The sequence below is a fragment of the Legionella tunisiensis genome, assembly GCF_000308315.1.
GTDB classification, from domain to species: domain Bacteria; phylum Pseudomonadota; class Gammaproteobacteria; order Legionellales; family Legionellaceae; genus Tatlockia; species Tatlockia tunisiensis.
The window spans coordinates 1-11,829 of the sequence record NZ_CALJ01000237.1; the positions used below are offsets into that span (position 1 = coordinate 1).

The window sequence follows — 11,829 nt, forward strand, 5'->3', positions numbered from 1 at the left end:
ACATTATACGAAGTTATACGAATTTCCCACATAGTTGTATCCTAGTCCAAATTTCTTCTATCTCGGCGCTTACGACTTGATTTTCAAGTATCGCAACGCAGAAAATCAAGCCATAAGCGCTCAGCTAGCCAAATGTAAACAGCCCTGTTTTAGGGCAAAAAAATCCTCAAGTCTGACGTTTCTTGATAATACTAACTTGCTGTACAACCGGTTGCCGCCAAGGGCCGGAAATCTTATAAGTATAGCCACTGATCCTCTGCATTCCTTGATTAATAATTTTAGAGGCCACCCAGGTGGCAATCCCAGCGATCGGGCCACCTGCAATAGTTGCTACAACTGGTAAACTTGCTGTTATGTGGGGAGAGACTTTTAAATTAAGATCATACAGTTGTTTTACTACATCCAGGTTCCCTTTCATACTGGCATAAGCTACAGGACCATCGATATAACTATCTTGTGTAGTCATGACACCTTTTGCCAGAGTAAAACTGCCATTAAATTGATCAAAACTGTAACCTGCTTGTGAAAGATCACTGAAATCCAATTTCAAGCGTCTGGGGATGGTTTGTAAACTAAGTATGCTTAATAGCTTTCCTAAACCAAGCTTTTCTTCTGTTTCAGGGCTTAAATTGGTAATGCGGCCATTTTTAAAACTGATCCCCAGTTGCCCAGCCACATTAACCAAGGAAAATTCGTGAAAAGCACCAGGCCAGTACCCTTGAAATTGCACATCTCCCCGATGCGCTTCAACCACAGGACTAATTTCCCAACTAACCAAACTTTTTGCTAAATCATTAATATGCAAATCGGCACGAAGTCTCGTTATATTGATTTTCCCTTCCTGCTGCCACTGCCCTTTTGCACTCAGTTGGTAATATGGCGATTCCATTTTAAAAGATTCAAGTTGCCATAAATTATTCGCTCGGGTTGTTTTTAAGGTTACGTCACCAAGGTTTAAACCATCAAATTGAAAAGAGTTAATATGCAAATCCAAATTTGGCATCTCGGTAGGTTTAAGGGTTGAGGGAGTGGCTTCGGCTAATTGATCTGCCTTAGAATGTTTGGTGAGACTTAACGTATCAAAAACCCCCATTAAGCTATTGGTCGATGGTTGATACTTCAAATTTGCAACCAATTTTTCTTGTTCGAGGTGGATAGACCAAACATTATTTGTTGATTTTACGGCTTTGACTACTAAGTCTTTATAATTTTTCGCGCCATATTTTCGCTTCATACAATCTGAATTCAATATAATTAAGGACTTCTACCAAGCCTTTTTTAGTTGTTAAATCCGACAATTTATCCCAAGTAGTAAGCCATTCTTGTAAATCAAAAGAAGCCAAGGCTCCAACTATGCGTAATCCTTTTTGTTTTTGCTCCATAGGAGGTTGGTTACTATTACCGACCAGAATTTCCCCTTTTTGTAAGAGATATTCGTCTTTAGAACCAGAAAACCATAAATCACTGCGCAGCCGATTATCATAATTAAAACGTAACCGGATTGCTTTTTGGGGATTAAAATCAACATCTATCGTTAAGGGCGTTTTTGCGCCAGCCAACTTCCCTAAGGGTGATGGTAAATCAATACTTAGCCCCTGTAGAGAAGTGTGAATGCGTAAATGATCCAAATCGCTGGGATCATCGGTCAATGTTAATAAACTTTCTAACCATAAGGAGCCATGCATTAAAGAAAAAATAGGTAAATTAAATTTACTGCGCACCACATCCATGGTTGTTTTACCTTTAATCCTTACTTCCGTATAAGGCTCAGGATGGCGAATTGATCGAATAAGAATTGCGACAGGATAACCCATAATAATCGCTTTTAAATCACTGTCTAAAATTCCCTGTTGATCAAATTGTAAAGTGCCGTTTAACTTATCCAATTGCACATCATCCAAAGTATGATGTACATCTACGGTGTTATTTATAAAGGCCAGATCGCCTAGCACCAAAACATCATCATTCTCAGGGTAAAGTGGTGCCTCCAACTGCAGATCAAGTTCCACTGGGCCTTTCATTTTAAGCATGTTTAAGGCAGACAATTTTTTATTTAAAGGAGACGATAAAATATAGGATTGGGCTTTACCTGAATCTGTTGCAATTTTACTATGGATAAGTAAGGTTTCTCTGTCCAATCCAATATCATTAACACGCAAATTTCCTTTATCGACAACAATACCTTTGAGATCTGCATGAACAATATCTGCTTCCAAAGCTCTTTTGTTGACCCGTAGATAGCCTTCAATATCTTTAGTTAGCGGCCAGTTAGGAGCAAAAATTAAATCGACTCCAGTTAAATAGCTTTTGATTGCAAACTCACCGGGTTGTTTATCAAAAGGAAAATCAGCTACCAAACCATTAATGCTCAGTTCACCGCTAGCTGTAGCAATACGTTTAACATCATGTTTCAACCAGGCATCCAGTTTCGGTTTCAAATGTTTAGCTGGCAAATAGGGCAACCATTTATGCGCATCATTTGCGGAAAACTCAGCCGTCATTCGTAAATTACCTGCTGAATTTGCTGAAATTTCATCAACTACTCCTTGAGCGCTGAGCAACAGATTGGGATGCCTTAAGACAAAGCGCTCCATACTCAAACGCATACCATGACTTAATTCTTTCCAATCAAAAGCAGCGTTAAGGGTTTCAAAGGTAATTGGTGGCTGATTTTTAGAATCAATAACTGTTTGCTCGCCATCGAGTTCTAAACGCCCTTCTGTTGGCTGCCAGTGAATGACTCCTGAAAGATTATCTACACCAGGACGAGTTTGCTGAGCCAGCCACCCCAATTTTGAGAAACGCGTCAATACGTAATCAATACCACCATTTTGAATATGCACCTGTGTATCATGAAACTGTCCATGCGGCTTCGTAGCCAAAACTGCGCTTAAATTATTCGGCCAAGGGATAGATGTAGAAAACAACGATTGCAACAGAATATTCTTTATAAAAACAAAATAATCATGATTAGATCTCTGATACCGAACCAACAAAGAATTTTCAGGCCACAGCGTATCTCCTAAACGTAATTTTATGTGGTCTCCGGCTAATTGCCAGCCTTTTTTAGTTGGATTCCAGGCTAAATTTGCTTTTAAAGATTGCACCAATTGATTTTTTTGCGTTTGAGTCTCGTCCCAGGCTAGATGATCAAAATCTAACCTTGCTTGAACATTTTTTAATTGTCCTGCATCGATATCAGCCCATAACTGCATATCACCCCTTCCACCTAACAAATGAATACGTGATTGCGGAAAAAACTTTGCCATTGTGCAGGAAGAAAATCATCAACTGAGAAAAAAGCATGACCAGTTGTCTTATGAAAGGCGTGAGGATCTAGATACATTTCAGCGAGCAATTGAAAATCAGTCCGCGTAGTTTGCGCAAGATGTGCCTTGCCCTTGATTCGATAACGTCCGGAACGATTAGCAATGGTAAGATTAAATTCACGTATAGGAATTAGTGTGCCATTCTGCAAATAAACCTGAGCAGACAGATTTTTAATGATAATTTTCTGCTGCGCCAAGATCCAGGCAAGAATCGGCTTATAAGTATCTGTATCCAAAGTCATCGTTGACTTATTAGGGCCAGTTAAACCATCTACCTGCCACCGCCCACCTTTTTGACGCAGGGTTAAGTGCAGCTCATCAAGAAACAAAACACCCGGTTGAATTTGCCAATGCAAAAGGGAACTAAAAATATTTATACCAACCAATAACTTATCAAGCTTGATAACTTTTTGTTTGCCATCTGAAATACTAACTTGCTTTAATTTGATTACTGGTTCAAACCAATACCATCCAGTCTCCATAGTATGAATACTAACTGGCTCACCAAGTAAGGTTGACAAATGATGCTCTACTTCCTTCTTATATTGCTTAGCCCAAGGGGTAAGTGCGCGGAAAAGGCTAGAAATAACCGCGGCAGTAATAATCAAGATGGCCAGAGGCATCCAGCATCGTTTTAAAAATTTAATCACCGCGTTTTGTTGGGTTAGTGGTAGAGTTTTTACTATACCATTGCTTTTGCGCGTACTCATCACTTTCTTTCTGTTCAGCACGCTCTCTTTTAACATTTTGCTGTTGTTCAACTCGTTCAATTAGGTTCTTTACAGCATCTTGCTCCGATTTTACCTGTAAATAAATTGTTTCGTATTTTGAGCGTTGTTTTGCAAATTGCGCTAATTGTTGATTGAGTTGAGACAATCCGATATCAAGCTGGGCAACGAAATCAATCCGATTACGTACCCGACCTACGGTACATCCTGCATCTCCCAAATTACTCAGTTGTTGCATATAATCCTGACGGTAACCTAGCAATTGTTCATGTTTCATTTTGCCTGCTGTAAATTGCTCACGAGCCCGAATTAAATCTTCCATCGCAGTGCGAGTTGCCCGTTCCTTTAATTCAAGGATCCGTAATAATCGGGTTATCCGTTGTTTCATGCGTTTTCCAATAACTCAGCCAATTCTTGCAAAAGAGTTATGCTAGTTGAAAAATCAACCTTTTCATCCATTCCCTGAGCAATATACTCTCTAATTTTTTCTCGATAAGCAATGGCTTTATCCAATTGCTGATCACTACCTTTTGCATAAGCACCTAACAAAATCAAATCCTTATTCTTTTCATAAATAGAAAGGTATTTTTTCAATAATAACATTTGTTTCATTTGAACATCCGGCACAATGGCTGGCATAACACGACTAATGGACGCTTCCAAATCAATCGCCGGAAACTGCCCCGATTCTGCCAATTCACGATCCAAAACAATATGCCCATCAAGAATAGCACGGGCAGCATCCGCAATAGGATCCTGTTGATCATCACCTTCGGTGAGCACCGTATAAAAAGCGGTTATCGAACCACTTCCTGGTTTGCCATTACCTGCTCGTTCAACTAACTGAGGTAATTTAGCAAAAACCGAAGGAGGATAACCTTTCGTTGCCGGAGGTTCTCCGATGGACAAAGCTATTTCTCGTTGTGCTTGAGCAAAACGTGTTAAGGAATCAATCAATAGCAAGACATGTTTACCTTGATCACGAAAATACTCTGCAATGCTGGTTGCTACCATCGCTCCATGCAAACGCATTAAAGGACTCTCATCAGCAGGCGCAGCTACAACGACGGCTCGCTTTAAACCTTCTTCACCTAAGTTACATTCGATAAATTCTTTAACTTCTCTTCCTCGTTCACCAATCAAGCCGACAACCACTAAGTCAGCTGCTGTAAAGCGAGTCATAATACTAAGTAACACGGATTTACCCACACCACTTCCGGCAAATAAACCAAGACGTTGTCCGCGACCCACGGTTAGTAGGCCATTAATTGCTCGCACACCTACATCTAAATGGGTTTCTATAGCAGCTCGTTTCAAAGGATTAACCGGTTGACTCATCAAAGGATAATTTTGGGTAGCATCCAGAGGGGCACCCTCATCAATAGCAATACCCGCTCCATTAAGTACCCTACCTAATAAACCGTTACTTACTCCTACTTCCGCCACTCTGCCACTAGGAACAATTAACATGCCGGGTCCAATGCCTTGTGTATGTCCTATGGACATCAAATAAGCGTTTTCATTATCAAAACCGACAACTTCGGCCTCGACACGTTCATTACTGCTAATTTTCACCCAACAACGTGCACCTACCGGTAGATGAAAGCCTCGCGCTTCCAAGGTTAAGCCGATTGCACGACTCACACGACCACAATGAATCAGACCTGAATCTGGTTTTGTGCGTAGTATTTTTAAAGCGTTAGTTAATTGCGATTCATAAATTTTCATTGCGAATCTTTATTGTTAGTTGACTCAATCCTATCTTCAAGCAAATAGGTTTTGAATAATTTTTGCAAGCGGGTTTTCAAGCTTCCATCAACTTCACCGTATTCACTTTTTAAATCAAAATCACCTCTGGATAAAGTCGGATCAGCAACTAATAGCGCCGACAATCCCGATACCTGCTGCTCATTCAATTCATTCAATAACCACTCTACATCCAAGGAATTCATAACAAGTTCTCTATTACCTTGCAAAGTGGACAGTTCACGTTTTATTTCTTCGAGTAAAGTTAATAATTTTTCTGGATGAATTGATAACTCAATACCAATACAGGCTTCACAAATCCACGCAATGGTTTGGACTATTTCTTGACTTAACGCATCATCAAGTAGTTCGACAGGATTTTGGATTAAATTCAACCAAGATGCCAATTCTTGTCTTTTTGCTGCAATTCCGCGGCCGCCTGTTGCATACCTTCTTCGTAAGCCGCTTTTTTAACTTCTTCTCTTATGCGAGCGCACTCTTTGGCAAACTCTTCCTTTTCATCAATTTCAATGACAGGCTCCGGTTCTGGCATTTTCATTTGCCAAACATCAAAAGCATCCTTATCTTTTTCCTCATACAAAGGCTTGAAATCGTTATCCACACTAGTCCTCTTAGCATCTATAGATCGATAAAGTTCCCTAATTGAATAAGCCCGTTACAAAGGCTTAAGAACTTGTTAATGAATTCGCTAAAATAGAACAACGGGTGGTTATTGACCAGCATTGCAGTGCCGTGTACAGAGAAGCACATGAGCAGCGAAGCGCAGGAAATGACCGCCAGTGTTCATTTTTAGTCGAATTCATTAACAAGCTCTAAATCATCTCGTCGCCACCTTTAGTACCCAAAGCAATTTTACCTTCATCTGCCAGGCTCCTAGCAATAGCCAGGATATCCCGTTGGGCTTTTTCCACATCACTGACCTTCACCGGTCCTTGCATCTCCAAATCATCACGTAACAAATCAGAAGCCCGCTTTGACATGTTGCTAAAAATCTTTTCCTTAACTGGTTCTGTCGTACCCTTCAATGCCAACATCAACTGCTCAGTAGATACATCACGCAACAAAGTCTGTACGCTGCGATTATCCATATCCACCAAATTTTCAAAAACAAACATTTTGTCTTTAATTTTATCGCAAAGTTCTTCATCCCACTCATGAATTTTCTCAAGTACTTCTGTCTCTACTGATCCCTCGAGAAAGTTAATCACATCTGCGACGCTTTTAATGCCTCCGACCGATGCTATTTTTCCAACTTTCTGACCACTTAATTGCTTTTCAATAACATGTCCAAGCTCAGAAATCGCTTCAGGTTTAACTGTATCAATCGTACACATCCGCAATAAAACTTCAGCCCGTTTTTCCGATGAAAAATAACCCACCACTTCAGCTGATTGCTCACTGTCAAGATGGATAAGAATAGTTGCGATAATTTGTGGATGTTCGTTACGAATCACATCAGCAATAAGACGGGCATCCAACCATTTAAGTCGATTAAGCCCACTATCTTTATCAGATACTAATATCCTATCAATAAATGGAATTGCATTTTCCTCGCCTAAGGCGTTGATGAGTACCGTACGCAAATAATTTTCAGCATCTACCGTCAAGCTCGTTTGATCTTCAATTGCAGTTAAAAACTCACCTAATACGCCTTGCATTTTTGCTTTACTGACACTACTCATTGTTGAGATGGCCATACCCACTTTTTGCACTTGACGTGGCTCTAAGTGTTTAAGTACTTCAGCGGCATTTTTCTCTCCCATCCCTAACAACAAAATTGCAGCCCGTTCAATGCCATCCATAGTACTATCCCCGCTCAACCCAAGTTTTAACTACCTGCGCCACTCGCTTTGGTTCTTTATCTACCACCTGGCGAAGTAATGACAATTGTGATTCATAATCATTCGCATGAGGCAGCATAGCTTGACCTTCGTGAGTAAGTTCTGCCGCTTTCTCATCTGTATTTTCTTCCCGACGCACACCAGACAAATTCTTGAATAACGGCCTGAGAAGACCAAATACCATTGCCAACACAAATAATGCAGCACCAACTTGTTTCATTATTGACCAAAAAGAATCTTTTTGCCAAAATTTTTCTTCTGGCAGTGGAGGTACTGGATCAGGCTTGACGAAATGACTATTAAGTACATTCAAGCTATCACCACGTTTGGTATTTAAACCGATTGCATTAGCAACTAGAACTTTAATTTGATCAATTTCAGCCTGTGTTAAGGGTTTGACTTCCATTTTTTGGTCTTGGGATTCAAAGTGGGTTTATCATCTACCAAAACAGCAACTGTTATACGTTTAATTGTCCCAGGTTGATTTTTGGTATGACTAATCGTCTTATCCAATTCAAAATTCTTTGTACTTTGCTTGCGATAATCACTCGCATCCACATCAACATTGGCATTATTTACCTGCGTATTATTCTTTGCATTTGGATTATTATTATTTTTACTTTGCTGTAAGCTAGCATTGGTTGGCGCTGTATTTGATAATGAACCAGGCACTCCACTGGCATTACCACCCAGCTTACGTTTTTCTTCCATACTTTGTTCGCTGCGCAATGACTGCAATTCAGGATTGTACATTTCCTGGGTTTGCTCAAAAGACGTGAAATCCAGATCCGCTGAAACTTTCGCCCTAACTCGTCCATAGCCAAGCAAAGGAGTCAAAATATCCTGAATTCTTTGCACGTATTGTTGTTCAAGGGTTTGACGATAATCCATAAAGCGTTCAGTATTGGTAAATAATGTTTGCCCACCCCCCTCACTCAGCAATTGGCCGTTTTGATCAACAACAGTAACTCGGCTGGCAGAAAGACTTGGAATACTAGAAGCAACTAAATTAATAATTGACGCAATGGTTTGTTTTTAATTCAAGTCCAGAATAAACATCAATAAACACCGAAGCACTAGGTTCACGATTATCCCTGACAAAAGCAGATTCGCGGGGAATAGCTAAATGCACTCGCGCAGATTTGATATCATGAAATTGACTAATAGTCCGCGCTAACTCTGTCTCAAGCGCTTGTTTATACCGAGCATTTTCCATAAATTGGCTACTATTAAAACATTGGAATTCGTGGAAAATGATTCATAACCCGCCCCCTTACCACGTGGCAGACCTTCCGCAGCTACTTTCAAGCGCGCTTCCTGCGCCTCATCAGCTTGTACCAGTATGGTGCCATGACTTTTATCAATTTTGAATGGGATATTATTGCGTTGCAAAAGGTCCACAATATCAGTTGCGTCTCGTGGCCCTATTTCACTATAAAGAGGTAGATAAGTTGGTTCACGTGACCATAAAACCACTCCAACACCAATCGCTACACTTGCAGCAAGGCCTAACATCAATCCCAATTGCCTGGGGACAGAGAGATTTGCGAATCTTGCTGCGGCAGTTGAAGCACTGTCAGCCAATGCCATGATTAACTCCTGTATCTCCAATAGGTGGCTGTTCTTTTTCTAACAGTTCCGTAATTATATGCCTGCTATATAGGCATATTCATAATATCTTCATAAGCTTGTACTAATTTGTTCCTTACTCTTAAAGTCGCTTCAAAACCCAAGCTTGATTTCTGCGCTGCAACCATGACTTCACCAATACCAACACTTTTATCACCCAATTCAAATTTGGTTCTTAAATTGTCTGCGTTTTGGTGCAACTGATTTACTTCGCCTAAAGCATGTTTAAAAACATCACCAAATGAAGTCTGGATTCCATTCTCTACACTACTACCTTCAGCTTTAGCTGCCAATACACGCATCTGATTTAGCAAAGAGACAGTATTAATATCGCTCATTATCACTCTCCTCTATCCCTACTCAACTTGGTTCCTATACGACATATCCCTCTTCGCGCATTTTTGCTAATTTATAACGCAATGTACGTTCACTCACGCCTAAAACGGCTGCAACTTTTTGTCGGTTACCATCGTATTCTTTCAATGTCTGTTCGATTAATTCAAACTCATGATTCTGGAGATTTTTGCTATCCGCTTTCTTAACAAGTCTTGGTACATCCACACCCTGCATAGGTAATTGCAAATGGGGTACTTCAATGATGCCCTGTGTTTGAAGTACTAATGCACGCTGTACGACATTATCTAGTTCACGAGCATTACCTGGCCAACTGTATTCGAGTAGTGCTTGCTTGGCCTCATCACTCAAACTAGGAATTAGTGGTTGATTATTCTGACAGTGACGACGAATCAGATAATTTGCCAAAGGAATAATGTCACAAATTCTTTCTCTTAATGGCAACCAATGGAGAGGAAAAACATTTAAGCGATAATACAAATCCTCGCGAAAACGCCCTGCTTTAACCTCATCAAGCAATTTTCTATTACTAGTAGCTAATACTCGTACATCAAGATTAATCAGTTTATTAGCGCCTATGCGCTCAACCTCTTTTTCCTGTAGCACCCGCAATAATTTTGCTTGCAGACCCAAATTCATTTCACTGACTTCATCCAGTAATAAAGTACCGCCTTGTGCCTGTTCAAATTTTCCAGGAGTTGACTTGTAAGCACCAGTAAACGCTCCTTTCTCATAGCCAAATAAGGTTGCTTCCAACATTTGCTCAGGAATTGCAGCACAGTTAATAGCAATAAAAGGATGCTGTTTGCGTGGAGAATGATCATGGATGAAGTGCGCTAATACTTCCTTTCCTGTACCACTTTCACCACTAATCATCACTCCAACATCTGATTGCGCCACTCGCAAGGCCATCGACAACAAGGCTTGGCTCTTCGGATCTTGAGCAACGGGCTGATTGTCATCTTCTATGATAACAGGTTTAATATAGCGATTAATTTTTCAGTAAGCGCGTGCGCACTAAAAGGTTTTTGCAGATAATCAACCGCGCCATGACGCATAGCAGCGACAGCATCTTCAACTGAGCCATGCGCTGTCATTAAAATAACAGGAACACCTGGATTACGACGTTGAATTTCAGCAAGAAGTTGTTGCCCATCTATCTTATCCATACGAACATCACTTAAAATAATTGCGGGGCTATGTCGCTCTAGCATAGCCAATGCTTCTTTACCATCTTTCGCTGCCAGATAAGAGTGTCCTGCCAGATTCATTGTTTCTGCCAGTGCTTCACGTAAAACGGGATCATCTTCAACAATTAACACGTCACTCATGAGTTATCCTCGGGTAAAATACCATTATCCTGGTAGATTAATCGTTATACAACTCCCTTGCCCTAGTAAAGACTCTAACATAACCTCTCCACCGTGCGCTCTTACAACTGCATAAACAACAGCAAGCCCTAATCCTGTTCCCTGTGCTTTCGTCGTGAAAAAGGGAGTAAAGGCCTGCCCTTTTATATCATCAGACATCCCAAGACCATTGTCGATCATTTTAAATTGCACATCACCATTAGCCTGATCCTCAATAGTCAGACTGATACAATTTGCCTTAGCTTGCAAGGCATTGATAACAAGATTTAACATGGCTCCAATAAATGATTCACTATGCAAAGGTATTTCATCTTTCTGCGATTGATTATCAATAGTAAAAATTGCAGACTCAGCTTGAATAAAAGGCTGTGCCCGCTCACGCAACTGATTACAACAATCTTGTAATGATAATGAAACTAGCTCAATCATTTCACCTTTAGCAAACAACAACAATTCTTGAATTTGCTGTTCAATACTGGCATGGCAGTCTTGTAAACGAGTAATCCATTGTATGCAACGATTATCATGCTGTGGCTGTGCAGCTAAATGCTCAGTGTAAAGTATTGCTGATGACAAAGGGGTTCTAATCTGGTGAGCAAGCTGGGCAGTCATTCTACCCATAGACATCAAACGATGCTGATTTGCTTTAGATTCTTCATAATCGCGACTAGCTGTTACATCAGTTAAGGTAATTAATTGCCCTGGTAAACTTTCGAGCGAAGAAATGGCTACGTGTAATCTACGACCATTAACTAAAGAAACTTCATGACCATCATCGGCGCGAGGAGCAAAAAACTTGCTTAATTACTTT

12 protein-coding genes and 1 pseudogene are annotated in these 11,829 nt (G+C 40.4%); all 13 read right to left on the reverse strand.

Going from position 1 to position 11,829, the window contains the following annotated elements:
* Positions 1-166 precede the first annotated feature (166 nt).
* On the reverse strand, positions 167-1,234 hold the full coding sequence (locus tag BN58_RS28805; RefSeq protein ID WP_019217397.1) for a YhdP family phospholipid transporter: 1,068 nt from the start codon (positions 1,232-1,234) through the stop codon (positions 167-169).
* Entirely contained in the window at positions 1,203-3,269 is a 2,067-nt protein-coding gene (locus tag BN58_RS28810) for a YhdP family phospholipid transporter (RefSeq protein ID WP_083852218.1), read from the reverse strand. Before BN58_RS28810 ends, BN58_RS28805 begins: the two co-directional genes overlap by 32 nt.
* A complete protein-coding gene (locus tag BN58_RS28815; RefSeq protein WP_019217399.1) occupies positions 3,230-3,979 on the reverse strand; it encodes a YhdP family protein in 750 nt (249 codons plus the stop codon). Before BN58_RS28815 ends, BN58_RS28810 begins: the two co-directional genes overlap by 40 nt.
* A complete protein-coding gene (fliJ, locus tag BN58_RS14240; protein WP_019217400.1) occupies positions 3,972-4,445 on the reverse strand; it encodes a flagellar export protein FliJ in 474 nt (157 codons plus the stop codon). Before fliJ ends, BN58_RS28815 begins: the two co-directional genes overlap by 8 nt.
* The gene (gene fliI / locus BN58_RS14245; RefSeq protein WP_019217401.1) at positions 4,442-5,785 is read right to left on the reverse strand and encodes a flagellar protein export ATPase FliI; all 1,344 of its coding nucleotides are present in this window, start codon (positions 5,783-5,785) and stop codon (positions 4,442-4,444) included. The genes fliJ and fliI overlap by 4 nt, the downstream gene beginning before the upstream one ends.
* Positions 5,782-6,210: a FliH/SctL family protein gene (locus tag BN58_RS28820; protein WP_198009909.1), complete on the reverse strand. Its 429-nt coding sequence runs from the start codon at positions 6,208-6,210 to the stop codon at positions 5,782-5,784. The genes fliI and BN58_RS28820 overlap by 4 nt, the downstream gene beginning before the upstream one ends.
* Positions 6,195-6,425: a FliH/SctL family protein gene (locus tag BN58_RS28825; RefSeq protein ID WP_019217403.1), complete on the reverse strand. Its 231-nt coding sequence runs from the start codon at positions 6,423-6,425 to the stop codon at positions 6,195-6,197. The genes BN58_RS28820 and BN58_RS28825 overlap by 16 nt, the downstream gene beginning before the upstream one ends.
* Positions 6,426-6,636: 211 nt before the next feature.
* Positions 6,637-7,626: a flagellar motor switch protein FliG gene (fliG, locus tag BN58_RS14255; RefSeq protein ID WP_019217404.1), complete on the reverse strand. Its 990-nt coding sequence runs from the start codon at positions 7,624-7,626 to the stop codon at positions 6,637-6,639.
* Between the two features lie 4 nt (positions 7,627-7,630).
* A pseudogene (gene fliF, locus BN58_RS37910) lies at positions 7,631-9,255 on the reverse strand (flagellar basal-body MS-ring/collar protein FliF).
* Positions 9,256-9,320: 65 nt separating this feature from the next.
* A complete protein-coding gene (gene fliE / locus BN58_RS14280; protein ID WP_019217408.1) occupies positions 9,321-9,632 on the reverse strand; it encodes a flagellar hook-basal body complex protein FliE in 312 nt (103 codons plus the stop codon).
* Between the two features lie 34 nt (positions 9,633-9,666).
* Positions 9,667-10,548, reverse strand: a complete 882-nt coding sequence (locus BN58_RS25715) for a sigma-54 interaction domain-containing protein (RefSeq protein ID WP_269570327.1) — start codon at positions 10,546-10,548, stop codon at positions 9,667-9,669.
* A 65-nt stretch (positions 10,549-10,613) separates the two neighbouring features.
* The gene (locus tag BN58_RS36335; protein ID WP_269570328.1) at positions 10,614-10,979 is read right to left on the reverse strand and encodes a response regulator; all 366 of its coding nucleotides are present in this window, start codon (positions 10,977-10,979) and stop codon (positions 10,614-10,616) included.
* Between the two features lie 24 nt (positions 10,980-11,003).
* Positions 11,004-11,645, reverse strand: coding sequence for a sensor histidine kinase (locus tag BN58_RS25720; RefSeq protein ID WP_269570330.1), 642 nt, complete (start codon positions 11,643-11,645; stop codon positions 11,004-11,006).
* Positions 11,646-11,829: the final 184 nt, after the last annotated feature.